The following is a 26,381-nucleotide window of genomic DNA, read 5'->3' as shown; positions in this document are numbered from 1 at the left end:
ATTGACCGCCCGCACCGTGAAAGGGACCGGATCAAGGTGAAAAACCGTAAGCGTCCGGCAATGGCGTGCCTGACGAAGCTCCTGCTCAAGCCAGCGCGAGCGCCTTGGTAAAGCCTCAATCCGGCCGTCACCAGCTGCTTTGAGATGCCTTCGCGTTGAAGCGCTTTGCCAAGTCTGGGATCACGTGGTGCAAGACATGGACGAAGCGGCCGTTGTAAGGCACGGACCCATCACGAGAATCCGATTCGGATCCGCATCCCTTGCGGGCCGGTCGTTGGGCGAGGTGAGCGTGACGAATCCGAGGACCATCGCAGAGACGAATGCTGCCGCCGTTCGGGCCGATGTCCGCGGCCGATCGGCCCATGATCGAGCCGATGATCGAGCCCATGGCTCGACGCCGCTGCACGGTCGAGGCTGCGTGACCAGCGATCGGCTTCGCGTCGCGCTGGCCGCGGGACTGCTGGGGTTGGGATCGTTGCTGTCGGGCTGCGCCGGCATGAGCGACAGCGTGTCGACCGCCTTCGCGGATCCGGCCAAGTATGAGCTCTATGACTGCAAGCAGCTCGAGGCCGAGCGCAAGGCGCTGGCCGGGCGCGCAGCCGAGCTGCAGGGCCTGATGGCCAAGGCAGAGACCGGAGCCGGCGGCGCGGTGGTGGCCGAGGTCGCCTATCGCAACGACTATATCGCGATCCGTGGCCAGACCCAGTTCGCCGAAGAGGCCTGGCGCCGCAACAAGTGCCAGGAGACCCCGGCACCGCAGCCGGCTGCTGCGAAATCCGGCAAGCCGGTCAAGCCGGCGCGTCCCGCGCGGCCGATGGCCTCCGGTGCGGGCACGCCGTCGACCCTGCCGCGGGACGGCTCGGTCTACTGAGACCGGGCCGCTTCGCCTACGGCCGCCAGTCGTAGATCCAGCTCTGCCGCGCCGACAGGCGCTGCGGGCCGAGCGCCTTGATGCTGAGGTCGCGGGCCAGCGCCAGCGGTCCGGTCATGTGATAGAGGCGGCCCTGATTGCGTGCGGTGCGCTGCACCTGGCCGACGCGCGGGCGGCGCAGCTTGGCGTAGCGTTTCAGCGCAGCCGGGATCGCGCCCGGACCGTCCGGGCGCGCCTCGCTCAGGCACTTGGCGAGCACCACCGCGTCCTCGATCGCCATTCCCGCGCCTTGCGCTGCAAAGGGCAGCATGGCGTGCGCGGCGTCGCCCAGCAGCGCGACGCTGCCCTCGGTCCATTCGATGCCTTCGGGGACGCCGAACAGCGCCCATTTGCGCCAGCCGTCGACCGCATTGAGCAGCAGCCGCGCCGTCGCCGGCCAGCGCGGCGGCGCGAACGCCGCCTTGAGCTCGCTCGGATCACCCTCCGTGCTCCAGCCCGGCCGGTTCCAGGTCCCCGGCACCACCGCGACCACGTTGACCTGGCGGCCGGCCGAAATCGGATAGGCGACGAGATGGGCCTCGGGGCCCATCCAGAGCTGCACCCGCGCTGCCGTCAATTCGCGTGGCAATTGCCGGGCGTCGAGCGTGCCACGCCAGGCGATCAGGCCGGAGAACGCGGCGCGGACCTGCGGAAACAGGTGGTGCCGGACCGCCGACCACACGCCGTCGGCGCCGATCAGCGCCAGCGCCACGTCCTGGCGGCGCTCATTGCCGCGGCGATGCACCACGGTCAGACCCTTGGCGTGGGCGGCGACGTCCTCGAACTGGCAGCCGAGCCGCAGTTCGACGTCCGGATGCGCCATCACCTCCGCGGCCAGCGCCGCCTGCAGATCGGCGCGGTGGATCACCCAATAAGGCGCGCCAGCCGCCTGGCTCGCGGCCTCGCCGAGCGGCAGCCGGGCGATCTCGCCGCCGGCCCGCGCGCTCATGATGCTGACGGCGTCGGGCACCACGGCACGCGCGGTCAGCCGCGGCCCCAGGCCGAGATCGAGCAGGATACGGCTGGCGTTGGGCGAGAGCTGCAGGCCGGCGCCGACCTCCTCGAGCCGTTCGGCCTTCTCCAGCACGACGACGCGGAAGCCCTTGGTGGCGAGCGCGAGCGCAGCCGTCAGGCCGCCAATTCCGGCCCCCGCCACATAGACGGTACGCGATGCCACGACACGCCGATCAGGCGACGTCCTTCAGCACGCATTCCGGCGGCCGCGCCTCGCCGGCGGCGAGGTCCGGCGCATAGCGGTACAGCGTCGAGCAGTACGGGCAGATGATCTCTTTGTCGTTGCCAAGATCGAGGAACACGTGCGGATGATCGAACGGCGGATTGGCGCCCACGCACATGAACTCATGCGAGCCGATCTCGATGACGGGGACTCCGGCATCGTTGTTGAAATGCGGGACGATGTTATCGGCCATCGGTATCACCTCGCGTGGCAACGGGAGCGTATGCGGTCAGCACGACGGAGCAGGACGGGACTGAGGTCGCACGGCCGCGCGCGTCGAAAACGGCGCGACCATACTGAGCCTTAAGGCCAATTCCTAGTGCTGGGAACCCGCGTTTGGTGCAACGCACGCCGTTATGTTGTGGCCTGTGGATTCGACACAAACTCAGGGCCGCCGAGAAGCCCTTCTTTCGTCGGGGCCGTTGTGTCAGGCACAAAAATTATTATGTCTCTCCGCATCGTTCCCGCGAAAACGTGAAGGCGGCGTGATCTCGAAGCGAATCAAGCTGGGACTCGGTCTGGCGCTGGCCGGGCTCGCCGTGAGCGCCGCGGTCGGCGCTGCGATATGGCCGCACGCGTATGGGGCCGGAGCCATCGTCGTGGCGCAGGACGATCCGGCGAGGCTGTCGGAGCTTCAGATCGCGTCCGTTCTGCAGAACGATCCGGCGCGGATCATCAGCAATATCGAGGACGCGCTCGCCGCCGGCGATCCAGATCTCGCGGAGAGCTTCGTCGCGCTCGCGCGGGATCAGCAGGTGGTGCTCGACGAGGGGCTGGTGCAGCGCGTGAGCGATGCGGTGGCCGCCGAGAAGGCGCCGGCCAGCGTTGCCAAGCGGTTCGCGACCGGGCTCGTCACCGGCCAGGCCGACGACGTCGCGAGCCTGTCCGGCACGGTAGCCGGCGATCTCTTCGTGTTCGGCGACATCCGCGACGCGGTCCGCGAAGGCAAGCATCTGGTGATGGGCGAGGAGACCGACCGCCTGGTGCTGGGCCTGGCCACGGCCGGTCTTGCCGTCACCGCCGCAACCTATGCCTCGGCCGGCACCGCCGCGCCAGTGCGGGCCGGGCTGACGCTGGTGAAGGATGCGCGAAAGGTTGGCCGGCTCGGCGAGGGGCTCGCCGCCTGGGCGGGACGCTCCGCGCGCGAGGTGGTCGATGCGCCGCTGTTGCAGCAGGCGGTGGCCTCGGGCTCGGTGCTTCGTCCGGGCCAGACCGCGACCGCGATCCGGGCGGCGTTCCGCGCCGAGAAGGCCGGCGCGCTGGTGCGGCTCGCCAAGGATGTCGGCCGCATCACCGAAAAGGCCGGCACGCGCGGCGCACTGGATTCGCTCAAGCTCGCCGAAGGACCGAAGGACATCGCCCGCGCGGCCCGCCTGGCGGAGGCCAAGGGCGGGCAGACGCGGGCGATCCTGAAGCTGCTCGGCCGCGGCGCGCTGCTGCTGACCGCGGGGGCATTCAATCTCGCGCTCTGGCTGTTCGGCGCGCTGATGACGCTGCTCAGCTTCGTCGCATCGCTGAAGGCGATGACCGAGCGGGCCACCCAGGCCTGGCTCGACCGGCGCCGGCGGCGCCGCCTGCGCCGGATGCAGGCCGCGGCCGTCGCTCCCGAACTGGCCGCAACCGCGTCCTGCGGCTAGAGCATGATCCGGAAAAGTGGAAGCCGGTTTTCCGAAAAGATCATGCTCAAACAAAGGGATAAGATCATGATGCGATTCCGTGGAATCGCATCATGATCTAGACTTCGTCCGACCAGCTTCACTCCAGCGTTCCGGGATTCGCGACCGATGCCGAGCTTTCACAACGGCGCCGTTGAAATTGCCTTCATCGACGAGGGGGAGGGCGATCCGATCGTGCTCGTCCATGGCTTTGCCTCGAGCAAGAACGTCAACTGGGTCTATCCGGCCTGGATCTCCGAATTGCGCAAGGATGGCCGCCGGGTGATCGCGCTCGACAACCGCGGCCATGGCGATTCGGCCAAGCTGTACGACCCCACGCTGTATTCGATCGCGGAGATGGCGAGCGACGTCACGGCGCTGATGGATCATCTCGGCCTCGCCAGCGCCGACGTGATGGGCTACTCGCTCGGCGGCCGCATCGCCGCGCATATCGCGCTGACCGCGCCAGAGCGGCTGCGTTCGGCGATCTTCGGCGGCATCGGCATGGCGATGATCGAAGGCGGCGGTCCCGGCGAGAACGTCGCCGCCGCGCTCGAGGCGCCCTCGATCGATAACGTGACCGATCCCGTGGGCCGCACCTTCCGCGCCTTCGCCGACCAGACCCGCTCGGACCGCCTGGCGCTGGCCGCCTGCATGCGCGGCTCGCGCGGCCTGATCTCGCGCGACGACGCCCGCCGTATCGCCGTGCCGGTGCTGGTCGCGGTCGGCACGGCCGACGAAGTGTCGGGCTCCGGTCCGGCGCTCGGCGCGCTCATCCCCGGTGCCGAAGTGCTCGATATCCCCAATCGCGATCACATGCGCGCGGTCGGCGACAAGGTCTACAAGGCCGGGGTGATCGACTTTCTGTCACGGCGCTGAAGCCGTAGCCCGGGCGAGCGCAGCGCCCCCCCGGGGTCTCCGGCACAGCGCGCGAGATCCCGCATGTCGCTATCCCGACGCCTTGCGGCGCCGGCTGTCGCTGATGCGGGCTACGGAGGCGTCATGCGGCGGAGCCGTCCACACGCTCGCCGCTGAACCACCTCGTCGCCGCGATCAGCGCGGTGAAGGTGGCGATCCACACCATCCGGGCGCCGTAGCGGTCATGCGGGCCGGAGATGACGCCGCAGATCACGGCATTGCCGAGCAGTGCCAGGGTCACGGTGATGGCGAGCAGGGCCACGTCGTCGCGTCGCCGGCGCCAGATCGCGTGCGCCGCGATCGCCGCCGCCGCCAGCATCGAGGCCAGCGCGACCGGCACGTGCAGCCAGTTGATGACGGCGAAACTGATCTCCCAGTGCTGCTGGTGTGCGGCGCGCATCTTCTTGACCTGCGAGGGGATGTAGCGCTCGATGATGCCATAGGTGTGCGGTAGCCAGCCGTTGGTGCCCTCGCCGGTCGCCACATGCACCAGCTGCTCGGCGGTGGCGACCGCGGCGGCCCTGGCCTGCCACAGCGGGTAGGCCGCGAGCGACCGCTTCACGATGAAGCCCATCTCGTCGTTCATGCCCTCGAAGCGGCCGAGCTTGTTGAACATGCTGTTGCCCCACAGGAAGTCGTCGGCGGTGGGCGGCAGCTCGTTGCGATAGGGGCAGAGCTTCAGCTTCTCGCGGGCGCAATGGTCCTTCAGATATTGCGCCACGATGCCGTCCTGGAGCATGCGGCCGAAGGCGACGCCGGTACCGCCCGGCGTCCACGCGAGCTGGCCGGACAGGGCAAAGTTGGCCGCGAGCAGCATCGCCGCACCCGCGACGATCGTCATGCTGGCCTGGATCAGGCCGGAGAGCGCGATCTGCCGGCGCAGCCAGGGATAGGCGATCCAGCCGGCGCAGCACAGGCCGAACAGCACGCCGAGCGTGGCGCTGTGGGTGGCGGAGGCGAAGGCGACGAAGCCGAACAGCGCGCACTTTTCCAGGACGGTGGTCCGGCGCGCCTGGGTGACCATGATGTAGAGCGCGAGCACCGACAGGCCGGCGAAGATGTCGGTCAGCAGCATGCTGGCGAGCCAGGGCAGGGCGGTGGTCAGGATCAGCAGCAGGCCGATCCAGAGCAGACGCAGCGGTTGGGCCAGTCCCAGCAGGCGCAAGGTGAGCTGCAGGATCCACAGCGTCGCCAGCGCCTGCAGGCCGAGATTGAGCCAGAAGCTCGAGCCCTCGCCCCAATGCAGATAGAGCCCGAACACGGTCGAGCGGCTCGGCACCAGATAGCCTTCGTACCAGCGCGCGAGATAGCCCCCGGTGTCCCACTGCAGCAGCGGGTAGCCGTTCCACAGCGCCGGCGCGACCAGGAAGAGCGGGATGACGATGACGGGGAGCCAGGCCAATCCGGCCTCGGTCGCGCGTTCGTCCAGGATCTGAGTGTTACTGATACCCGTGTCCCCCCGATCAGGAGCACCGTGGCCGAAGTATGGTCAGGGCGATATTCACTAGTAGACGCAGAGCGATGGATGGTAAAGCCGATCCCGTGATCGAACGGGGGCCGCCGGCCTTCGATCCCCCGGGTGGTTCCTTTTTGCCGCAGCCACCGGTATCCGCCCCATCCGCCCGCAGGGTGCTCCAGGGGCGGGAACCGATTGCTTCCCCGGTGATCGTCTTGATTTCGGGTTCCTGCTGCCCACCTTGAGCCGACGCGGTGCCGAATGGCATGGCGGCGCAACCGGGACGTCACCGGCGGGGCGTAACGGAAATGTCTCAATCCCGTGTTCTCTGGGAGGCAGGCTGGCTGGAATGGATCCCCGGCCTCGCGCAGCCCGCTGAGGACATCGTTCCATGCGCCGTGCTATAAGGCCCGCCCACTGAAACTGCGAGAAGCAGCCATGGCTATGCATCAGACCAATCCGCAGCAGGGCAGCAAGCTGGCGACGCTTGATCCGATATGGGATCGGATCCGCCACGAGGCAGAAGAGATCGTGCGTCGCGAGCCCGAGCTTGCGACCTTCATCTATTCAACCGTTCTGCACCACGGCCGTCTCGAGGATTCGGTCGTGCACCGGGTTGCCGATCGTCTCGATCATTCCGCGCTGTCGGGCGACCTGATCCGCCAGACCTTCGACGACGCGCTGCGCGACGAGCCGGACCTCGGCCATGCGTTTCGCGCCGATCTCGTCGCCGTCTACGATCGCGATCCCGCCACCACGCGCTTCATCGATCCGTTGCTCTACTTCAAGGGCTTTCACGCGCTGCAGACGCACCGGCTGGCGCATTGGCTGTACCGCAAGAGCCGCAAGGATTTCGCGTTCTATCTGCAGAGCCGGTCTTCGGCGGTGTTCCAGACCGACATCAATCCGGCGGCGCGCATCGGCCGCGGCATCTTCCTCGATCACGCCACCGGCTTCGTCTGCGGCGAAACGGCCATCATCGAGGACAACGTCTCGATTCTGCACGGCGTGACGCTCGGCGGCACCGGCAAGGAGAACGAGGATCGGCATCCCAAGATTCGTCACGGCGTGCTGATCGGCGCCGGCGCCAAGGTGCTCGGCAACATCGAAGTCGGTCATTGCGCGCGCATTGCCGCCGGTTCAGTCGTCGTGAAGCCGGTGCCGAACAACGTCACCGTCGCAGGCGTGCCGGCGAAGATCGTCGGCGAGGCCGGTTGTGCGGAGCCGTCGCGCACCATGGATCAGATGATCAACGCGATCGGGATCTGAGCCGCGAGCGCGTCGGCGACAGCGAAGTCAAGACCTTCTCATCCAGGGAAATTCGTGCGAACACATTGGCGTCTGTGGATTTGACGATCCGCCGTTTGTCTTGGCGGAGTGAATGTGAGATCCACGGCGTCCCTTTCAGGTCGTTCGACATCGCCGGCTCGTCTTGCCTCGATCGATGGGCTGGAATGTCGAACTCATAAGGACACGGACGTTCGCGCTGCAACGTCCGCATCATCTGCAAACCTCGCTGTCGATTGGAGATCACCGTGGACGTTCAGGAAGTCAGGAAGCTCGACGCGTATCTGAAGCGCGTGTTCGGCAATCCCAAGATCCGTGTGGTGCCGCGGCCGAAGAAGGAAGACTCCGCCGAGGTCTATATCGGCGAAGAGTTCATCGGCGTGCTGTTCGTCGACGACGAGGACGACGACCGCTCGTTCCAGTTCCAGATGGCGATCCTGGAAGACGATCTGGTCGAGTAGTTGCCGGATGCAGCGGCCCGCATGAGCGCGAAGCGCATGCGGGGACGCTTGCGAAGATGGCGGCGTTGCCAGAACGAATCGTGGTGCAGGCGCGCCCAGGGGCGCGCTCGCGCGGGTTGAGAGAGCAGCTCCCGCAGACCGGCTCCAGTGTGCTTACGCACACGCTGTCAGCACGCAATCCGTCCGCGGATGAGCCCGGCTTCCATCCACGCCGTTATTCCGGGGCGCGCGAAGCGCGAGCCCGGAATCCATAGCCCCAGGACGGCGTGAGACGCGCGATGGCCGTGGCGCATGTGGTCGCCCCAACATCCGCTCGTGAGTATGGATTCCGGGCTCACGCTTCGCGTGCCCCGGAATGACGATCGGAGAGAGTTTGGCAGCTCTCACATTTGACGTCCGTGCGCGGGCTGCGCTCATCCGGCCCACGATTTCAACGATTGCCTACGACCTACTTCACCGCGTGCATCTGCGCAGTCAGCCGCTCCATCGCGCTCGCCACGTCCTGCCATTGCGACAGCCAGCTGCGAGGGTAGCGAAACACGAGATCCGCGCCCTCGACGCGGCGCTCGCTGAGGCACATGCCCGGCGTGGCGGCATCACGCGTGCAGCGGGCGACCAGCAAAGGCTGCTCGGCCGTGAACAGATCCTCCATGTCGTACGCTGTGCCCGCGCGGAAGCTTCGCATGCTCAATCCGTCCTGCACCGGCACGGCCGTCGGATTGAGATAGCGCGGATAGATCGTCTTCAGTCGCATCTCGGGCGACATCGCGTCGTGATGCGCCGATATCGAGACGAAGATGCGATCGATCGGGTGCGGCGCCTGATCGATCTGGTCGGCGCTGACGTGATGCGGCGCCTCGGGCGGCGTGAGCGAGGGATATTCGAAGCCGAGATCGACGCGCTCCTGCGGCCCCGTATGGCGCTGGATCTTCACCCGGATGGCGGCCGCCGGCACGTTGAACACGGTGCCGCCGATGCTGACCGGCAGGCGCTCGGGCCCCTTGAAGGTGCTGGCGCGCCAGGTCGGCCAGAGCAGGTAGGCGACCAGCGCGATTGCCGCTGCCGCCAGCACGCAGCCCAGGATGATCGGCACGGCATGGCCATGTCCGTTCGAAGGGCGGGCACTGCGGACCGAAAACATCGTCATGGCGGGCAGGGGATCTCAAGGACCGAATCAGCGCCGACTATGCCATGGCGATGCGGCATTCTGCAGAAACTTACCTGCAGGGAGCCGCGCACCGGCCGTGGCCGCCATTAACCCTTCCTTAAGGATAATGTGGCGGGCGCGGTCGCTTTTTGCCAAACCAGCATCGGTCAGTTCTGCAAGTGTGTGAGTGCGTACGATGTCGGCAGAGGCGTTCAATTCCCTGTTCTCGCTCCTCATCGGTTTCGCCTTGGCCGGCGCCTTGGCGAGCGGCTACCAGGCCTATGCCGAACGTCCGCCGGGATTCGAGCTGCTGCAGGAGGGCGTCACGCCCCGGCGGTTCGCCGCGGTGCCATTCCTGGTGTTCGCCGCGCCCTTCATCATCATGCGCAACACGCTGCGCGGCGCCCGCATCGAGCGCCGTCGCTTCGAGTTCGTGATGCTGGCGACCGTGATCGCCGGCTTCTGGAGCATGATGTGCGGCACCTTCGTGGTCATGACGCTGCGCGCCGCGGGCGTGCTGGCCTAGTTCCCGCGCCGGGCGCCGCAGCGGCGCTTGCTTGAAATCGCTCTGGGGGCTGTGCCAAAGTCGCCTGCGAACGGGAGACCTCGATGGCCATCTACGAACTCGACGGGCAGGCGCCCGAGCTGCCGGCGGACGGCAACTACTACATCGCCGACAATGCCACCGTGATCGGCCGGGTGAAGCTCGCCAAGGAGGTCACGGTCTGGTTCGGCGCGGTGATCCGCGGCGACAATGACTGGATCGAGATCGGCGAGAGCTCCAACATCCAGGACAACGCCACCTGTCACGTCGATCCTGGCTTCCCGCTGCGCGTCGGCCGCAACGTCACCGTCGGCCATAACGTGATCCTGCACGGCTGCACGGTCGAGGATGATGCCCTGATCGGCATGGGCTCGATCATCATGAATGGCGCGCATATCCGCCGCGGCAGCGTCGTCGGCGCCGGCGCCATCATCACCGAGGACAAGGATTTTCCGGAATACTCGCTGATCATCGGCGCGCCCGCGCGTGTCGTGCGCACGCTGGAGCCGGCGCAGGTCGAGCGCATGGGCATCGCGGCCAAGGCCTATGTCGCCAAGGGACCGCGCTACACCAAGGGTCTGAAGAAGATCGGCTGACATCACGGCCGATGGAGTCGGAGATTCTTCACGTCCCTTCGGACTCGCCTGCCTCCACTGCGCTGGCGACACGTTCGTGGCCGCTCGCCCACAGCGCATGCTGTTCGCTGCCGTCCTGATAGGGATTGGCCTCGGCCGGAATGTTCGCGCGCGCGGCGCGCTCGCCCTGTTCGAACGGATCGGGGTCGGTGCTCATGCTGGCGTCCTGCTCCTCTGCTTCGGCTTGTGCTTCGACTGGTTTCTGGACTTGTCGTCGGGCTCGTTCTTGCGTTTGCGCGCAGGCTTGCCTGCGCCATCGCCATCCTCCGCAGCGCTCTTGCGCAGCGCGTCCTTCAGATCCGCCGGTACGCCGTGCTTTTCCAACAGGTCCATGAACGCCTCGTCGGCGAGGTCCTGCAGACTCAGCATCTGATCGCGGCCGAGCTGCTTGAGCTTGTCGAACGTGTCCTCGTCGAAGGCGATCAGCTTGCGCACGGCTCCTTGCTCTCCTCGCCCCATCAATCCTCTCCGATCAACATTCGTTCCGGAACGCGGTCCGTCCGGCTGGGTTGAAGTGTAAAGGGAGACGGTCCCATGGCCAGGTTTTCATTGGGCACCTTGATCGTGATTGCAGGCCTCGGCACGGCCACTGCGGTGTTCGCGCAAGGCGGTGGCGGCGGTGCGGGAGGCGCTGGCGGTGGAGCGAGCGCAGGTGGCGCGGCGAGCGCGGGAGCCGCCGGCATCGGCACGACCGGTACCGCTGCAGGATCAGGGAACGTCGCCGGTCTCGGCAACGCGCAGAACGGAGCCGGAAGCGGCAGCAATCCCTCGCGGCTGTCGCAACCGGGGGCGGCAGCTGCAAACGGGACTAACAGCCTCGGCACAGCGCAGTCGTCCGGCTCGGGCGCAAGCCGGGTGGGGTCGAGCAATTCCGGCGTCACGACCGGCGTGGGTCGTGGAGCGGCGGGAGGCACCGCGGCGACGGGACCGAACCGCGCCAGTGATACCGATGAGCAGGTTCAGCAGGAGAACAAGACGGCCGACCGGAAGGTGAAGAGCATCTGCCGCGGTTGCTGAATATTGCCCGCGGCTCCGGACGTCACCTAACGACATCGAAATCGCGCAGATGTGAGCGGGGTTGCCCGCGCGCCGTTCCAAATCCGGCTTAGAGACATTCGATGGACAGTACCGAGTGCAATGACATTGTCATGCCGGTTGAATTTGGAGACGGATCGATGCGCAAGAGATTGATGGGATTGCTGGCGGGCGCCGTAATCGCGGCCGCAATGATTCCGGGCATGGCGTCGGCGCACGGGCCGGGCGGTTTCCATCATGGCTTCGGCCATCGTGGCTTTGGCCCGGGTTTTGGACTCGGGTTTGGCTTGGGTTTTGGTTATCCCGGCTACTACGGATACGGAGGCTATCCCTATTACTACCCGTACACCTACGAGGACCTCGGCGGCTGTTACGTCGCCCGCAAGCGTGTGCGGACAGCGCGCGGCTGGCGCTTCCGCAACGTCGAGGTGTGTGAATGAAGCTTGGGCGAGGCGACCGGCCGATCCGGTCACTTCGCCTTAACGACATCTCGTGACGATTTGTTGCCGCTCCGATCGGCGGAGCGGCGGCGGAGAAGTAGCTGGCGCAACGCTTGCATGGGATCCAGGCATGATCAACACACTCACATCCCCTGAACTCACGTTTGTCTTCATGGGCGTCGTCGTCAGCCTGGGCGCCGCGCTGGTCTGGATGGCCTGGGAGCTCGAGCAGGGCGGCAGGCAGCTGGCGAAGATCCGTCGCGACGATCGTCGCCTGCGCTAGCAGCCGACGGTCCGGCGCCCGCATGAACGCAAGCGACATGCGGCAAGCGACATGCGGGAAGCCTCGCGGGCGCAGTCTGACGGGTTCGCTCGCCCGGGCCGCGGCTGTCAGCTCAGCACGCCATATTTCTTGAACCACGCCTGCATCTGCGCCCAGCCGTCCTCGGCGGCGTCCTTGCGATAACTGGGGCGATAATCGGCGTGGAAGCCATGCGGCGCGCCGGGATAGATCTTGAACTCGGCGGTCTTCTTGTTGGCGGCGAGCGCGGCCTTCATGGCCTCGACGCTGGCGCCGGGAATGCCGGTGTCGGCTTCGCCGTAGAGGCCGAGCACGGGCGCCTTCATCTCGGGTGCGAGCTGCGTCGGGCTCTTCGGCCAGGCGGGATTGGGCGGATCGATCAGCGGGCCGTAGAACGCAACGCCCGCCTTCAGCGCCGAACTATGCGCCGCATATTCCCACACGGTGCGGCCGCCGCGGCAGAAGCCGACGATGCCGAGACGCGAGGTGTCGCCGCCCTGCGACTTGGCCCAGGCCACCGTCGCGTCGAGGTCCGACAGCAGCTCCGCGTCGGGCTTGGCATTCACGATCGGCAGCAGGTCCTTGATCTCGGTGATCTTGGTGAGGTCGGTCCCGCTGCGGAAGTAGTAGTCCGGCGCCACGGCGAGCGCGCCGAGCTTGGCGAGACGGCGCGTCACGTCCTTGATGTACTGATGCAGGCCGAAGATCTCCATCGCGACCAGCACGACGGGCGGATTGCTGGCGCTGGCGGGGCGCGCGAAATAGGCCGGCATGTCGCGGTCGCCGACCTTGATCTTCGCATCTCCGGCATTCAGGCCGTTGGTGTCGGTGGTAATGACCTCGGCCCGCACCGGGCCGGCAGCCAGCGTGTAGCCGGCCGTCACGGCAGCGGACGCGGTCATGAAGCCGCGGCGTGAGAAGGGGGCGACTTTTGTCAGACCGATGACATCGGACGTCAGTGCTGGATCGGCGGACATGGGGGCTCCTCTGCGTCTTACGGGCGCATTGAGCCGAGAATTGACGGGGAAAAGCAAGTCACCAGCCGGAGAGCCGCGGCGTCGGATCCGTTCCGGGCGGTCGAACGCGCCGCCACAAAAAACAAGGCCGTCGGCGCAGTATGGCGCCAACGACCTTGCCAGCCCCGGATATTGAAATTGGCCCTGTGCCATCCTGAAATTGGCTCGCCATCCGGTGAAGGCAGGATGGCGTGACTCCCGGTTTCAATCTGTGAAGCACTTCACAGGATCCTGGGAATATTCGGCGGGAATTCTACGAGCAGGCGTCGGGACCGGCCGTCTCAGGATCGGTTACGACGATGCCGATGGCCGCCGCGGCTGGCATGGGCGCGGGCGCGGATGCTGCGGTTGCGTGGAGCAGGCGCGGCCTGCTCCGAGCTCTGCGTGCTGGCGAACGACTGGCGCAGGCCATCGATGGAGTCCTTCAGGGTCGAGACCTGGTCCGACAGGCGCTTGGTGTCGGCCTGCTGGGCCGCGAGCAGGCGGCGCATGCTCTGCAACTGCTCCTGCATCATCTGCAACTGGTCGATCGATTCCTGCTGGGTGGCCTCCAGGCCCTTGGTCTTCTCCACCAACTGCTCGGACGCCTGCACCGTGCGCGCCTGCAACTGCCGCGTCACCGCGCCGCGCTCGGCTTCCGGCGCGCCGCCATAGGCACGCCACAACATGATGCCGCCGATGCCCGCGATCAGCACCACGAGCGTCGCGGCTGCGAGCGCGATCGGCTGGGCGCCCTTGACGGGGGCCGGGCTGAGCTTCTCGGGGTAGCGTCTGGTGTCGCGCGTCACCGGATTCATCACGAAACCACCCAAATTGAAAAAGCTTCGGATGCTCCTCCCGAAAACTGGGAGAGGCGAAAAACTCGAGCAGAGAACGCTGTCCGCCCAGCCCGCAAATCGTGCATCTGGCGAACGAACCAAGTCGTCAGGTTTTGATTAGGAAATCCGACAAAAGCGAGGCCTGCAAGCCCGAAATGGCGCGCCCGCCGCATGCACCACGCCGGTTCCGGGGCGCGGTCGCGACCAGCCGAAAACTGCGGCCGGACAAATGCTTACTGCGTTGCGCTGCAGTTCCGGCAGATCGTGAGCTTCTGCTTGAGGCGGGCCTCGTCGGCGAGGTCGGCCGCCTGTTCCTCCTCCCAGCTCATCCGGCCGCGATAGCCGGAGCTCGACTGCGCGGACATCACGTCGACCCGCGAGTCGCCACGGCGCTTCGCGCCTTTGCGCGACGTGCCGATGTCCGGCTCCGTCACCATCTCGGTGTCGGCGTCGGAGGTGGCGACACGGCCGTCCCAGTCGGCCGCAGCGCTCGTCGGCTGCGCGGTAATCACCGCGGGCGTAGCGGCCATCGCCGGCGCGGCTGGGCCCGCCGCGGCCAGCGGTCCCGAGCAGCCGGCGCCGGACATGCAGCAGTTCGCCAGGGTCAGGGCCGCGGCCAGCAAGGTCGCGCTTCGCAGGATCATCATCATGCCGAAAACCTAAACCCGACGGTCGAGGGAAAACAAGGTTGGCCGGCCGTTGCCGCGCCCCGCCTGCGACATATCGTCAAAGCAAGGCCAAAAAAAGTTGCGGCCAGGCCTTGGGGGAGGCCTGGCCGCGCGCGAACCGGTCTGGGACGGGGAGGGGTGGGGATGTGACCGGGTCGCGTAACTCGAATTCGTGTCTCGCCTCTCTGATCAGCGCTTGCGGACGCCTTAGCGTTCTCTGGCGCTGGCGGTGGCCACTGCCGGGCGGCCGTCGCCGAGCGAGACCCAGACGTTGGGGTCGCTCTGCGACTGCCGCTTGACGAAGCGGTAGCCGGTCTCGGTCCAGGCGACGACGCTCTCGTTCTGATTGTCGAGCACGTACTCGCCCTTGTCGGTCTTCACGGTGAGGACGGCGTGTCCTTCACCCTTCTTGTCGCGCACCACCGTGATCAGCAGCGCCTCGCGGGGCCAGCCGGCATCGATCAGCAGCTTGCGCTTCAGCAGCACGTAATCCTCGCAGTCGCCGTAGCCGTCCGTCGGCAGCGACCATTTCTCGACCACGCCCCAATGGTCCATGTCGGTGATGGGCTTGACGTTCTCGTTGACCCAGCGATTGACCTTTAGCAGATCGCGCCAGGCGGTCTGGGACAGCACGATGTCGCGGGGCTGCGACGCGCCGCCGCGGCATTCCTCGGGCGCCTCGGTGCAGAACTCGACCCAGCCGATCGGCGCCCGTGCGGTGTCGCCCAGGCTCGCATAGAGCACCCGGTCATCACCGGCATGCGCCATCCCGCCCATCGCCATCAGGAAGGCTGCGACCGCCCACCCCGTTGCCTGTCCCGTCCGCTTGACCATTTTGGCCCCCGTTTTCGTTGGGACCATGTGTCTCACAAAGATTTTTCGCTGCCGCTAAATCGCCACGATGGATTTGACGCAAATCCAAGTAAAACAAAGGGCTTATTCGACTTTCACTTGAATCGAATCTAGCTAAAATTTGAATCATTCGCGGTTGAATCGAATGCGCTGCATTAAGCCGGGAACCACTGCCGTTGCAGGGTCCCCTGCGCTTTTCCCGTCAACTATTAACTGCGCCGGATCACCTGTGCGCTGGCCGAACGCCACACGGCGCCCGTGGTGGCGGACGCCGTGTGCTCCGTGAAGTTGCGGGATTTCAGAGGCTTGCGGCTTTACCGCGCGGTAACGCTGTCTTCGAGCGTTTCGGCGAGCTGGGCGTGCGTGAACTCGATCGCGAAGCCGCCTTCGAGATTTCGCACCACGCGCGCCTGGACGCGGCCGAGCATGACCTGCGATTTCAGCGGCGGCCTGGTCTCGGCCGCAATCGCCGCGCCCGACAGCGACATGTCGATGATGCGGCAGGTCATCTTGGTGCCGTCCTCGAGCGTCAGCACCGCGATCGGGTTGCGCGGAATGATACGGTCGTGGCGGCGATCCTCCGGCAGATTGAGGATGTCGCGGTTGGCGAGCCAGGTCAGCTGCGCGGCGAGCTTGTCGCGCTTGCGCGCGGTGGCGCCGATCGTCATGGCGAAGCCATTGTCGATGATGCGGGTGATCTTGCCCTCGACGCGGCCGATATGGTCGAGATAGGCGATCACGCGGTCGCCGACATTGCCGATGCCGGGCGCGAGCAGCGCCAGCCCGCCCGGCGACATGTTGATCACCTGGCAGGGAAACTCGCGCCGGTCGGGCAGCATGTAGCGGCCGAGCAGGTGGACCTTGACCCGCTGGAAACGGCGGCGCTCCTCGGCGGCCGGAAGAGAGAGTTTTTTGTTCGGCAACGCCATGTTTCGCCACTCAAAGCCGGCTCTTAGCGTGCCGGATGATCCAGTGTTGAAACTAAGTCCTTCACGGTTAATTCAGCGTTACGTTGTGCTCCTGCAGCACTCTGCCGCGGGCCATGACGAGCTGATAGAATGGGCAGGCGCGACATCGCGCCAATGACGCCAACGGAGATGGGAGAGACGTTCATGCGGAGCTTGTTGGGAGCCGTCGTGGCGGTCGTGGTCTGCGTGGTGGCTGGATCGCCGCCGGCCGCGGCAGCCGAGATGAAGGTGACCCTGCTCGGGACAGGCACGCCGACGCCGCGGCTGTCGAGCTTCAGCGCCTCGACCCTGATCGAGGCCGGGCCTGAGCGGCTGCTGTTCGACCTCGGACGCGGCTCCACGATCCGCCTGTTCCAGAAGAGCATCCCGCTCGGCAGCATCACCGCGCATTTCCTCACCCATCTGCATTCCGATCACGTGGTGGGACTGCCCGACATGTGGCTGAGCGGCTGGATCGGCACGCCCTGGGCCTCGCGCAAGGGGCCGATGGTCGTGTTCGGACCGAAGGGGACAGTGGCGATGACGGAGAATCTCACCAAGGCCTTCTCCGAGGACATCCGCATCCGCATCGATGACGAGCACTATCCGCCGGAAGGCGTCGCCTTCGCCGCGGCCGACATTGGGCCCGGCGTCGTCTACGAGCGCAACGGCGTCAGGGTGAGCGCCATCGAGGTCAATCACGGCGAGAAGATCAAGCCGGCGCTCGGCTATGTCGTCGAATTCGACGGCAAGAAGGTCGTGCTGTCCGGCGACACCAAGCCCGATCCGCGGGTGGAGAAGGCGGCGGAGGGAGCCGATCTTCTGATCCACGAGGTGGCGGTGATCGATCCCGAACTGATCAAGACCTATCCGAACTATCGTGCGATCGAGGACCACCACACCTCGCCGGAGGAGGCCGGCAGGATCTTCACCGAGGCGAAGCCGAAGCTGGCGGTCTACTCGCACATCGTGTTCGCCACCGTGAAGCCGGTCCAGGACGTGCCCGAAGAGGCGCTGATCGCGCGCACGCGGACGAGCTATGAGGGCCCGCTCGTGGTCGGGCGCGATCTCACGTCGTTCGTCATCTCGGATCACGTCGCCGCGTTTGCGCCCGACGGCGGTCCGATCACGCCGCTGACCGGCTCGCAGTGAGGAGGCGGGACGGCAGCCCAGATCCCGTAGCCGGCGTGAGCGCCGCGACATGCGGGGGCGGTCTGTCCGCCGGCGATTCACCGTCGGCGTGCGACAGCTTCGACGCGGGCACGCGATGTAAGGATGGTCTGTCCCGGATGTCGCTTTCGCCTGCGCCCTTCGGGCTCCGGCTGGCGCTCATCCGGGCTATGAAATCGGCGCTGCACTCAGCGCAGTCCCTCATACACCATCAGGCCGCGGGCGAGCGCAAGCTTGCGCAACGCGCGCGGCACGATCGGTCCGGCGGGCGGATGGATGTAGCGCCATGACACCATCTCCAGCGGACCGAGCGCGCCTTGCGGCGTCTCGAACGGGGCGAGCAGGCCGGTCAGGCTGATCGGCTCATGCGCGCGGGCGGCGAACGGCAGCAGCAGGAGTTCGAAATGCGCGGTCGTGCGATCCGGCGCCTGCGCCGTCACGCCGGCGATCGCCGGCAGCGTCTCTTCGCAGACCACCGCGGTGATCTCCTCGATCTCGCGGCGGCTGGCGGGCGCGAACTGCGCCGGAAAGCTCCTGTCCTTGACGTCGCCGCCGAGCAGGGCGCACAGCCGCGTGCCCGCCATGCGGAACGGAAAGCCGCTGTCGGCATCGCAGGACAAGACGAAGATGTCGCCGAGCAGCTCGCGCACGGCCGACGGCTCGAAGTCGCAGCGCTCCGGCGCCTTGGCATGGCCGCGCCTGTCGTTCCAATAGGCGAAGAGCTCGCGATTGGACGGATGTTTCATCTCGGTGATCCCTCGCGCCCTCGACGTCACGGAGGACATTGCTGTCCCGCTTTCGTCCAGGCGCCTCCCTGGTTTGTTTTCGCAGGAGGGGTGGTGCAGCGTCCATGCCGATGGTGCGATCGTGCCGGCTTTCCCCCGGCCTTCCGCGCGTTAAGGTTAAATTAACGATGAGCTTGGCGGCCGCCGAGCGATCGTTAACAATGCGTTCATCAGATCGCGGCCGGAAGGTGGAAGGTCCGCCGCGATACGGTGAGTTACACGCAGGCGGCGTCAAACAAGTCTGGTCGTCGCGACGGGGCGGGGTGGGGAAAACGACCCCGGGCGCTCCGGACGCGGCAAAGGCCGGCAGGTCTCGGAGGGAGGGTTTTCTCAGAACCCTCCCTCTTTCTTTTGGCGGATCGGCTGTCCTTTCGCCTCCGCGGCCCGGGGCTGCACATCAACTCTGCCGCCATGCGCTTGCACAGGCCGGCCAAAGCCGCCTATCTGACGGATCTGTTCCTCTCGTCGAAGGCGTGCGTTCCGTTGGATTCCCCCTCGTCAGACCTCACGCAGGATCCGCCGCTCCAGCAGGCGCGGGAGCCGATCCTCAATCTGCCGGGCGCACTGACCGCCTACATCCTGCTGATCGCGGTGATCCATCTGCGTGTGCTGCTGCCGGACGAGTGGAACGGCTGGATCATCGACCTGTTCGCCTTCGTCCCGAAACGATACGACCAGACCCTGATGGACGGGGCGTTTCCCGGCGGCACGCCGGCCAAGATCTGGACCTTTTTCAGCTACTCGCTGCTGCACGCCAATCTGGCGCATATCGGTTTCAACGTGCTTTGGCTGCTGCCGTTCGGCAGCGCGCTCGCGCGCCGCTTCGGGGCGGTCCGGTTCTATCTGTTCATGGCGGTGACGGCGGCGGCCGGTGCGCTGGCGCATCTGCTCACGCACGAGCACGCGCTGGCGCCGATGATCGGCGCCTCGGCCTCGGTGTCCGGCACCATGGCGGCGGCGATGCGCTTTGCCTTCGTGAGCGGCAGCTTCCTGTCGTTCACCCGCGGCGATGCCGAGGCGGCGGCCAGGGTTCCGGCGCTGTCGCTGACGCGTGCGCTGCGCAATCCGCGGGTGCTCGGCTTTCTGGCAGTGTGGTTCGGCGTCAACATCGTGTTCGGCATTGGCGGCATCACGCCCGGCGCCGAGGGCGCCGACGTCGCCTGGCAGGCTCATATCGGCGGATTCATCGCCGGACTGATCCTGTTTGCGCTGTTCGATCCCACCCCGCATGTGCGTGACGATGCTGCGCCTGCGTTGCCGTCCGACGTGGTCGACCGTTAGGTGCCGCGATCCTGCGCTTGCGAGCGCAGGTGATTTCATTCATCATTTGCGTCCACTGCAACCGGGGCACGATTCCGGATGAACGAAAGCAGGCGATTTGTGCCGCGCAGGCCAGCTTGCGGAGTGCAATGCAACCAAAGCGCGATCAGAAGGATTGGATCCGTTGCATTGCCAGACTGTTGATTGAAGACTCGCTTGACTGACGATCGCTGGAAGCATCGGCCGCAACGACGCCTCGCTCAAGAAGGCACACCGGCCCCTCAAGGAGACGAGCAATGACAGTACGTGCGATCCTCGACACCAAGGGCCATCAGGTCGAGAGCGTCGAGTCCCAGACCACACTCGCCGAAGCCGCCAAGCGGCTCGCCGACCGCAAGATCGGCGCGGTGCTGGTGATGTCGGGTTCCCGGATGGAGGGCATCCTCTCGGAGCGCGACATCGTCCGCGCGCTCGGCGAGCGCGGCGCCGCCGCGCTGACCGAGCCGGTGTCGAACGTGATGACGCGGCGGGTGGTGAGCTGCAAGCCTGCGGATACCGTCGCCTCGATCATGGAAATGATGACCAACGGCAAGTTCCGCCATCTGCCGGTGATCGAGGGCGGCGTCGTGGCCGGCCTGATCTCGATCGGCGACGTCGTGAAGTGGCGCGTCCAGGAATACGAGGCCGAGCAGGAAGCACTGCGCCAGTACATCAAGACGGCGTAGTCGCTCCGCCGCCGGTCGGCGTCACCGCGCCGATCGCTTCCTGGATGGAATCCAGCGCACGTTCGGCCGCCCTGGTGCCGAACGCGATGAGGTCGGCCGCGCGATGAAAGTCGAACCAGCCGATCTGGCCGACACGCGGCGAGATCAGAAGGTCCGGCGGATCGCCCGCGAGGCGCGCGCGGGTGATGCGGTCCTGCATGATGTTGAAGGCGTCGACCATCACCGACGAGATGCCCGGCCGGCCGCCCTCGCCGAAGAACTGCCGCTTCACCGCGCGCTCCGGCGAGAACAGCCTGCGGAAGCGCCGCTTCGGCGGCGCGCTCTCCATCACTGTCTCCGGCACCTCGACCGGCTGGCCATGCGAGTAGATCGTCGTCGAATGCGTGAACACGTCGCTCGACAGGTTGGCGGCGATCACGATCTCGGCGCCGAGCGCGCGCGCCGCCGACACCGGCACCGGATTGACCATGGCGCCGTCGACCAGCCAGCGGTCGCCGATCAGGACCGGCGCGAAGATGCCGGGCAGGGCGTAGGAGGCGCGCATCGCGTCGACGAGGCTGCCATGGGTCAGCCAGATCTCGTGCCCGGTGCGGATCTCCGTCGCCACCGTCGCCACCTTCATCGGCAGCTCCTCGATGGTGACGCGGCCGAGCGAGGCTTCGAGTTGGGCGGCGAGCTTCTCGCCGCCGATCAGGCCGGAGCCGTTGAGGCGGATGTCGAGATAGCCGAGGATGTTGCGCATCTGCAGGCTGCGCGCCCATTCCTCCAGCGTATCGAGCTGGCCGGCCGCATAGGCGCCGCCGACCACGGCGCCGATCGAGGTGCCGACCACGACATCGGGCACGATTCCGTGCGCCATCAGGGTCCGGATCACGCCGATATGGGCAAAACCGCGCGCCGCGCCGCCGCCAAGCGCAAGGCCGATGACCGGCTTGCGGATCGTGCCGAGACCGACATCGGAACCTTCGGTTCCGTTCGCACGGCGTCCTTTCAGAATGTCCAGCACCGAGATCTCCACGCCTACGCAAACTGTGTGCAACGAGTCGGCAACGGACTCATGACGCATGACAGCCTAGCACCAGCCTACCAGAAGCATCCTTTATGCCGGGTCGACGGGAGCGCCGGATGCCGCTGATTTGAACTCTCCGCCGGAGAATGCGACCAAGTCGCGCGCTGCTTACGGGGTTCCTCCGGGACAGTTGAGTAGAGGCTTGAATTTGCCGCGTTTTTGTTCAAAAGCAAGACGATGACGACAGGTCGCGGGTTCACCAGATTCCGGCGCAGCGGGCGGCTATGGCTTGTGCTCGCCTTGTCGTGGCCGCTGACCGGGCTCGTGACGCTGCCGGCCGCGGCGCAACTGTTCAGCGACCGGCCACCGCCGATTCCGCCGGCTTCGGTGCCCGATCCCGGGGCGGCGGTGAGCCTGGCGCCACCCTCCGGCCCCGCCGCCGGTCCCATTCCGCCACCGGCCCCGCAGGTGCTGCCGGGACCGCCCGTCGCCGCGATCCCACCCGGCGCGCCGGCTGCGATCCCGCCGGTTGCTGCTCCACCCGCCGCGGCTCCCAATCAGGGCGTGCTGTCGCTGTCGGCGCGGTTCGGAAAGGACCTGCCGAACATCAATGGCGGTCTGGTCTGGCGCGTGTTCGCCGACCGGCCGGACGAATCCGGCGCCTTCAAGATGCTGCGCGAGGATCGCGGCCCGACGCCGAACATCGTGCTGCCGCCCGGCACCTATGTCGTGCATGTCGCGCTCGGCCTCGTCAGCGCGGTCAGGTCGGTGAACCTGAAGACGGAGACCGATCGCGAATCTTTCGTGCTGCCGGCCGGGGGCCTGCGCCTCGAGGGCAGGGTCGGCACCAGCAAGATCCCGCAGAACCAGATCTCGTTTGCCATCTACAAGGGCAGCCAGTTCGACGGCCGCGAGCGGGCGCCGCTGGTGCCGAACGTCGCCGCCGGCGACATGCTGATGCTGCCGGAGGGCACCTATTACATCGTCTCCAACTATGGCGACGCCAACTCGGTGGTGCGCTCCGACATCCGCGTCCAGGCTGGCAAGCTCACCGACGTCACGGTGACGCACCGCGCCGCGGTCATCACCTTGAAGCTCGTCTCCGACAAGGGCGGCGAGGCGCTCGCCAACACCGCCTGGTCGGTCATCAACCCCGGCGGCGACGTGATCAAGGAATCGATCGGCGCCTTCCCCAAGGTCGTGCTGTCCGAAGGCGACTACCGCGCGATCGCCAAGAACGAAGGCAAGGTGTTCGAACGCTCCTTCAGCGTCGTCAACGGCGTTGACGGCGAGGTCGAGGTGCTCGCGCGGTAAGCGGCTCGCACGCGAAATGGCACCGCAGAAGGACACCGACTCTCCCCGCTATCTATGAGAGCCAGCCTCCGGGAGAGCCGCATGCAGATATCCCACATCATCCGCCAGGCCATCGAGATCGGCGAGCGCAAGGGCTGGATCACGTTCGACGAGCTGAACGCACTTTGCCCGGCTAACACAATCGACCCCGAGGACATCGAGCGGATCATGCGGGCGCTCAGCGACGCAGGCATCCGTCTGGAGGAGGACTGATGCAAGAACAGCGTTTTTGGCAGGAGCGCGCCTGACCACGGGTGTCGTCCCGGCGAACGCGGGACCCATACCGCGGATGCTATCGGGGGACCTAGCTGTCAGTGGCCCGCATCACCGCGGCCGGTGGCTATGGGTCCAGGCTCAAGGCCGGGACGACAGCGGCGATTGTCGAAGCAGTGGTGCGCGACACGACTCGCCAAGTCGTGCACATCTGCCCGTCGGTTAATTTGTCGCACTTATTAGTTCTTGCGCCGTCGGGCAAATCAGGCGGATCTTTCCGCGCATCCCGCCTCGAGATGAGGGGCGTATCGCGGTCGTCACGAGACGCGAGGCGGGGAGCGGTGGGCGTGGTGGATTGCAGCGCGGGTTGCCCGCGCCGACGAACAATTCGCCACGCACGGTCAAGTCGCGCGGTCCTGATATCCCGATGCTGATATCAACTCACGTTGAGGCTTCGCTTCGCGTGGGGATGGTGGCCAGAAAGCCCGGCGCACCAGGGAGAACGCGAAGCAGCCGTTCAGCCATCGCGCAGGGAGGGCCGGGTTTCCGGCTGACCTGTGGTACCTGCCGCCTGCATTTTTTTCGCAGGCGGGCCACGGGCCTCAGTCGAGGTCCGGCTCTCCCTGCGCCCTCTGTTCGAAGGGGGCGGTTCGATTAGCAAAACTCGGGCAGATATTGTCGCGAGATCGCAGGTTCACGTCCGCATCTATGCCGTATCCGTATCGACCTCGCCGTTGCGACATCGGCGACGAACGTGAAGCGATGCTGTCATAGTCGCTAATGCGCGATAACCATGGAACCACTTAAAACTGTCACAATCGCTGCGCGCGAGGCGCGAAGCCAATGCATTTACAGCTCGTTAAAGCCGTGTCTGCTTCAGATACCGTCGGGACCGACAGGGTGGCGATTGAGTGGGAATGATGCGTGCCGCGACGACCAAGGCGTTGACGACGATCAGCAGCGATCTGTTTGACGACATTCCGGTGCTCAGGCGCAAATGGCAGGCGGCATTGAAGCCGGGCCAGCGCCTGCCGCGCTACGAGGACGTCATGCTGGGCAGCCTCGGCCGTCTCGCCGATCACATCGCGGTGCTCAACAACGAGGACGGTGGCCTCCAGATTTCGCGCAGCGGCCGCTACGTCCAGCAATGGCTGCAGGACGAGCGCTGGGACGTCGCGGTCGAAGCCGTGTCGCCGGATTGCGCCACCGTGCTGGTGGAGGCGGCCAATTGCGCGCTCGTTAGCGGCCAGCCCTATCTCGCTCATGCGCATTGCGTCCGCGACGGCATGGTCCGCAGTTATGACGTGCTGGCGCTGCCGACCAACTCGCGGTGGGGCAGTACGCTGGTCGGGACCTACGTCAACGAGCGCGACGCGCAATATAATCTGCTCGATGCGATCTTCTCGACGACGGACGACGGCGTGGTCTCGCTCGCGACCATCCGCGACAGCGTCGGCATGCCCTGCGATTTCCAGGTGGTTCATCACAATCGCGCGGCGGCCGACCTGCTCAGGCTGCCGTCGGCGACGCTGCAATGGCATCGGCTGAAGCAGGGCGGCAACATGCTGTGCACGCCCGAGGTGATGGCGCGGCTGTTCGACGTCGTCACGCACGGGCGGAGCGACCAGTTCGAGCTCGACAGCGAGGCGCGCAGTCTCAGGCTCGGCGCCCACGCCTTTGGCGACATCATTTCATTGACCATTGCCGACGTGACCGCGCTGAAGCGGCGCGAGGCCTCGTTCCGGCTGCTGTTCGACGCCAACCCGGTGCCGATGTGCATCCTCGATGCGAAGACCGCGCAGATCCTCAATGTCAACGATGCGATGGTCGGGCACTATGGCTACGGCCGGGCGGATCTGCTGTGCATGAATGTCTGGGATCTCTGGCCGCCGGGCGAATGGGAAAGCCTCGATGACGCGCTGCTGCGGCTGGCCGACGGTGATCTGTTTCACCGCGACTGGCGCCATCGCAAGGCCGATGGCAGCGAGATCGAGGTGCTGACCTACGGCCGCGAGATCACCTTCGATGGCCGCGACGGCGTGCTGGTCGCGATCGTCGACATCACCGAGCGTCGTCGCGCCGAGGCGCGCATCGCCTACATGGCGCACCACGACGGGCTGACCGGCCTGCCGAACCGCGAATTCTTCCAGCAGCGCCTCGCGCAGGAGCTCGACGGCGCCGGGGCGGCCGACCGCCGCATCGCGGTGATGTGCATCGACCTCGATCTGTTCAAGACCGTCAACGACTCCTTCGGTCATCCGATGGGCGACCGGCTGCTGCAGGCGGTCGCGGGCCGCCTGACACAGCAGATGCATGGCGGCAAGCTGGCGGCGCGGCTGGGCGGCGACGAGTTCGCGGTGATCATCAGTCAGAGCTGCGGCGCCAGCGACGCCAGCGAGTGTGCCGCCCGCCTGATCGCGGCGCTCAGCGCGCCCTATGACATCGACGGCAACGAGCTCGTGATCGGTGCCTCCATCGGCATCGCGCTGTCGCCGGGCGACGGCGCGAGCTGCGAGGAGCTGATGAAGAACGCCGACATGGCGCTGTATCGCGCCAAACAGGACGGCGGCCGCGTGCATCGGTTCTTCGAAAAGGAGATGGACCGCCAGGCGCAGAAGCGCCGCGACATGGAGCACGATCTGCGCCGTGCCTTCGCCCAGGGCGAGTTCGAGCTGCACTACCAGCCGCTGGTCGACGTCGCGACCGGCGCGATCTCCGCATTCGAATGCCTGCTGCGCTGGCGTCATCCCGACAAGGGCATGATCTCGCCCGCCGATTTCATTCCCGTGGCCGAGGACATCGGCCTGATCGTGCCGCTCGGCGAGTGGGTGCTGCGCGAGGCCTGTCACGAGGCGGCGCGATGGCCCGACGGCATCAAGGTCGCGGTGAATCTCTCTGCGGTGCAGTTCCGCAGCCGCAACCTCGTGCAGGTCGTGGTCCAGGCGCTGGCGCAGTCGGCGCTGGCGCCGGAGCGGCTCGAGCTGGAGATCACCGAGTCTATCCTGCTGGCCGAGACCGAGGCCAATCTGGCGACGCTGCATCAGCTTCGCCAGCTCGGCATCCGCATCTCGATGGACGATTTCGGCACCGGCTATTCCAGCCTCAGCTATCTGCGCAGCTTCCCGTTCGACAAGATCAAGATCGACCGCTCCTTCGTGAAGGACCTCGCGCAGCGCTCCGACTGCCTCGCCATCGTCCGCGCCATCTCCGGCCTCGGCAAGAGCCTCAACATCATCACCACCGCCGAGGGTGTCGAGACATCGGATCAGCTCGAGTGGCTGCGCGCCGAGGGCTGCAACCAGGTCCAGGGCTTTCTGTTCAGCGCGGCCAAGCCGGCCTCTGAGATCGCGGGCCTGCTGGCGCAGTTCGGCACGAGACCATCGAAGGCGGCGTGAGGATTAGAGGGAAGCGTACGGAATGTTGCACGCGGCTTCGGAGTGCCAATTAGTTGGGGGCTGAGGCGTCTCCGCACGTCATTGCGCGGCGCGGCGAAGCAATCCAGACGGCCTCCGCGGAGGAATCCTGGATTGTTTGCGCTC

At 66.4% G+C, this 26,381-nt stretch carries 30 protein-coding genes; 16 read left to right on the top strand and 14 right to left on the bottom strand.

All coding sequences use genetic code 11. From position 1 onward, the window contains the following. Positions 1-127: 127 nt before the first annotated feature. On the bottom strand, positions 128-388 hold the full coding sequence (locus QX048_RS14550; RefSeq protein WP_315826225.1) for a hypothetical protein: 261 nt from the start codon (positions 386-388) through the stop codon (positions 128-130). Positions 389-496: 108 nt separating this feature from the next. On the opposite strand from QX048_RS14550, the gene QX048_RS14545 reads away from it, so the two are divergent. Continuing rightward, a complete protein-coding gene (locus QX048_RS14545) occupies positions 497-871 on the top strand; it encodes a hypothetical protein (RefSeq protein ID WP_409999229.1) in 375 nt (124 codons plus the stop codon). A gap of 16 nt (positions 872-887) precedes the next feature. Here QX048_RS14545 and QX048_RS14540 read toward each other — a convergent pair whose 3' ends face one another. Together QX048_RS14540 and QX048_RS14535 are read right to left on the bottom strand one after the other, a co-directional pair. Continuing rightward, positions 888-2,087, bottom strand: a complete 1,200-nt coding sequence (locus tag QX048_RS14540; RefSeq protein ID WP_315826223.1) for an FAD-dependent monooxygenase — start codon at positions 2,085-2,087, stop codon at positions 888-890. A gap of 10 nt (positions 2,088-2,097) precedes the next feature. Next, entirely contained in the window at positions 2,098-2,340 is a 243-nt protein-coding gene (locus QX048_RS14535; protein WP_315714692.1) for a zinc-finger domain-containing protein, read from the bottom strand. Positions 2,341-2,632: 292 nt separating this feature from the next. Here QX048_RS14535 and QX048_RS14530 point away from each other — a divergent pair, with 292 nt between their 5' ends. Next, positions 2,633-3,784, top strand: a complete 1,152-nt coding sequence (locus QX048_RS14530; RefSeq protein ID WP_409999219.1) for a hypothetical protein — start codon at positions 2,633-2,635, stop codon at positions 3,782-3,784. 147 nt (positions 3,785-3,931) lie between these two features. Then, positions 3,932-4,681 carry an alpha/beta hydrolase gene (locus tag QX048_RS14525; RefSeq protein WP_315714691.1) on the top strand — a complete coding sequence of 250 codons (750 nt, stop codon included), beginning with the start codon at positions 3,932-3,934 and terminating at the stop codon, positions 4,679-4,681. A 121-nt stretch (positions 4,682-4,802) separates the two neighbouring features. Here the strand turns inward: QX048_RS14525 and QX048_RS14520 are convergent, their stop codons facing one another. After that, positions 4,803-6,167 carry a hypothetical protein gene (locus QX048_RS14520; protein ID WP_409999228.1) on the bottom strand — a complete coding sequence of 455 codons (1,365 nt, stop codon included), beginning with the start codon at positions 6,165-6,167 and terminating at the stop codon, positions 4,803-4,805. 447 nt (positions 6,168-6,614) lie between these two features. On the opposite strand from QX048_RS14520, the gene cysE reads away from it, so the two are divergent. Further along, positions 6,615-7,445: a serine O-acetyltransferase gene (cysE, locus tag QX048_RS14515; protein WP_315714689.1), complete on the top strand. Its 831-nt coding sequence runs from the start codon at positions 6,615-6,617 to the stop codon at positions 7,443-7,445. A gap of 266 nt (positions 7,446-7,711) precedes the next feature. Next, entirely contained in the window at positions 7,712-7,924 is a 213-nt protein-coding gene (locus tag QX048_RS14510) for a DUF3126 family protein (RefSeq protein ID WP_006611186.1), read from the top strand. Positions 7,925-8,372: 448 nt separating this feature from the next. On the opposite strand, the gene QX048_RS14505 is transcribed toward QX048_RS14510, so the two are convergent. After that, positions 8,373-9,071 carry a hypothetical protein gene (locus QX048_RS14505; protein ID WP_316200533.1) on the bottom strand — a complete coding sequence of 233 codons (699 nt, stop codon included), beginning with the start codon at positions 9,069-9,071 and terminating at the stop codon, positions 8,373-8,375. Positions 9,072-9,267: 196 nt separating this feature from the next. Here QX048_RS14505 and QX048_RS14500 point away from each other — a divergent pair, with 196 nt between their 5' ends. Then, complete coding sequence (locus QX048_RS14500; protein WP_009027540.1) at positions 9,268-9,597, top strand: DUF6949 family protein; 330 nt, start codon at positions 9,268-9,270, stop codon at positions 9,595-9,597. A gap of 83 nt (positions 9,598-9,680) precedes the next feature. Continuing rightward, positions 9,681-10,211 carry a gamma carbonic anhydrase family protein gene (locus QX048_RS14495; RefSeq protein ID WP_316200534.1) on the top strand — a complete coding sequence of 177 codons (531 nt, stop codon included), beginning with the start codon at positions 9,681-9,683 and terminating at the stop codon, positions 10,209-10,211. A gap of 28 nt (positions 10,212-10,239) precedes the next feature. Here QX048_RS14495 and QX048_RS14490 read toward each other — a convergent pair whose 3' ends face one another. Together QX048_RS14490 and QX048_RS14485 are read right to left on the bottom strand one after the other, a co-directional pair. Beyond that, entirely contained in the window at positions 10,240-10,407 is a 168-nt protein-coding gene (locus tag QX048_RS14490) for a hypothetical protein (RefSeq protein WP_316164487.1), read from the bottom strand. Further along, positions 10,404-10,709, bottom strand: coding sequence for a hypothetical protein (locus QX048_RS14485; RefSeq protein ID WP_316200535.1), 306 nt, complete (start codon positions 10,707-10,709; stop codon positions 10,404-10,406). The genes QX048_RS14490 and QX048_RS14485 overlap by 4 nt, the downstream gene beginning before the upstream one ends. Before the next feature lie 75 nt (positions 10,710-10,784). On the opposite strand from QX048_RS14485, the gene QX048_RS14480 reads away from it, so the two are divergent. From QX048_RS14480 to QX048_RS14470, 3 genes are all read left to right on the top strand, one after another. Beyond that, on the top strand, positions 10,785-11,267 hold the full coding sequence (locus QX048_RS14480; RefSeq protein ID WP_316200536.1) for a hypothetical protein: 483 nt from the start codon (positions 10,785-10,787) through the stop codon (positions 11,265-11,267). Positions 11,268-11,425: 158 nt separating this feature from the next. Beyond that, complete coding sequence (locus tag QX048_RS14475) at positions 11,426-11,725, top strand: hypothetical protein (protein ID WP_315714683.1); 300 nt, start codon at positions 11,426-11,428, stop codon at positions 11,723-11,725. Between the two features lie 130 nt (positions 11,726-11,855). Continuing rightward, on the top strand, positions 11,856-12,008 hold the full coding sequence (locus QX048_RS14470; protein WP_315715000.1) for a hypothetical protein: 153 nt from the start codon (positions 11,856-11,858) through the stop codon (positions 12,006-12,008). A gap of 107 nt (positions 12,009-12,115) precedes the next feature. Here the strand turns inward: QX048_RS14470 and QX048_RS14465 are convergent, their stop codons facing one another. The 5 genes from QX048_RS14465 to QX048_RS14445 form a co-directional block, all read right to left on the bottom strand. After that, entirely contained in the window at positions 12,116-12,928 is an 813-nt protein-coding gene (locus tag QX048_RS14465; RefSeq protein ID WP_410052169.1) for a dienelactone hydrolase family protein, read from the bottom strand. A 395-nt stretch (positions 12,929-13,323) separates the two neighbouring features. Beyond that, a complete protein-coding gene (locus QX048_RS14460) occupies positions 13,324-13,839 on the bottom strand; it encodes a hypothetical protein (protein WP_315714681.1) in 516 nt (171 codons plus the stop codon). A gap of 254 nt (positions 13,840-14,093) precedes the next feature. Further along, positions 14,094-14,510, bottom strand: coding sequence for a hypothetical protein (locus QX048_RS14455; RefSeq protein ID WP_315714680.1), 417 nt, complete (start codon positions 14,508-14,510; stop codon positions 14,094-14,096). A 225-nt stretch (positions 14,511-14,735) separates the two neighbouring features. Next, a complete protein-coding gene (locus tag QX048_RS14450; RefSeq protein WP_315714679.1) occupies positions 14,736-15,362 on the bottom strand; it encodes a transglutaminase-like cysteine peptidase in 627 nt (208 codons plus the stop codon). Between the two features lie 332 nt (positions 15,363-15,694). Continuing rightward, positions 15,695-16,309, bottom strand: coding sequence for a PilZ domain-containing protein (locus QX048_RS14445; protein WP_315714678.1), 615 nt, complete (start codon positions 16,307-16,309; stop codon positions 15,695-15,697). Positions 16,310-16,492: 183 nt separating this feature from the next. Here QX048_RS14445 and QX048_RS14440 point away from each other — a divergent pair, with 183 nt between their 5' ends. Further along, entirely contained in the window at positions 16,493-17,479 is a 987-nt protein-coding gene (locus QX048_RS14440; RefSeq protein ID WP_315826220.1) for an MBL fold metallo-hydrolase, read from the top strand. Between the two features lie 206 nt (positions 17,480-17,685). Here QX048_RS14440 and QX048_RS14435 read toward each other — a convergent pair whose 3' ends face one another. Then, a complete protein-coding gene (locus tag QX048_RS14435) occupies positions 17,686-18,243 on the bottom strand; it encodes a PAS domain-containing protein (RefSeq protein WP_315826219.1) in 558 nt (185 codons plus the stop codon). Positions 18,244-18,765: 522 nt separating this feature from the next. Between QX048_RS14435 and QX048_RS14430 the strand changes: the two genes are divergently transcribed. Both QX048_RS14430 and QX048_RS14425 read left to right on the top strand, forming a co-directional pair. Further along, on the top strand, positions 18,766-19,563 hold the full coding sequence (locus QX048_RS14430; RefSeq protein WP_315714976.1) for a rhomboid family intramembrane serine protease: 798 nt from the start codon (positions 18,766-18,768) through the stop codon (positions 19,561-19,563). 275 nt (positions 19,564-19,838) lie between these two features. After that, positions 19,839-20,267, top strand: a complete 429-nt coding sequence (locus tag QX048_RS14425; RefSeq protein WP_315714675.1) for a CBS domain-containing protein — start codon at positions 19,839-19,841, stop codon at positions 20,265-20,267. Here the strand turns inward: QX048_RS14425 and QX048_RS14420 are convergent. Beyond that, positions 20,254-21,273 carry a patatin-like phospholipase family protein gene (locus tag QX048_RS14420; RefSeq protein ID WP_315714674.1) on the bottom strand — a complete coding sequence of 340 codons (1,020 nt, stop codon included), beginning with the start codon at positions 21,271-21,273 and terminating at the stop codon, positions 20,254-20,256. The genes QX048_RS14425 and QX048_RS14420 overlap by 14 nt on opposite strands. A 240-nt stretch (positions 21,274-21,513) precedes the next feature. Between QX048_RS14420 and QX048_RS14415 the strand changes: the two genes are divergently transcribed. From QX048_RS14415 to QX048_RS14405, 3 genes are all read left to right on the top strand, one after another. After that, positions 21,514-22,590, top strand: a complete 1,077-nt coding sequence (locus tag QX048_RS14415) for a hypothetical protein (protein ID WP_315826218.1) — start codon at positions 21,514-21,516, stop codon at positions 22,588-22,590. 81 nt (positions 22,591-22,671) lie between these two features. After that, complete coding sequence (locus QX048_RS14410; RefSeq protein ID WP_315714672.1) at positions 22,672-22,842, top strand: RNA polymerase sigma factor region1.1 domain-containing protein; 171 nt, start codon at positions 22,672-22,674, stop codon at positions 22,840-22,842. Between the two features lie 920 nt (positions 22,843-23,762). Continuing rightward, the gene (locus QX048_RS14405; RefSeq protein ID WP_315714975.1) at positions 23,763-26,237 is read left to right on the top strand and encodes a putative bifunctional diguanylate cyclase/phosphodiesterase; all 2,475 of its coding nucleotides are present in this window, start codon (positions 23,763-23,765) and stop codon (positions 26,235-26,237) included. Positions 26,238-26,381: the final 144 nt, after the last annotated feature.

It is taken from the genome of Bradyrhizobium sp. SZCCHNS30572 (assembly GCF_032484415.1).
Taxonomy (GTDB): domain Bacteria; phylum Pseudomonadota; class Alphaproteobacteria; order Rhizobiales; family Xanthobacteraceae; genus Bradyrhizobium.
Note: the sequence above shows the minus strand (reverse complement) of the source record. Positions and strands in the feature narration are given on the sequence as shown.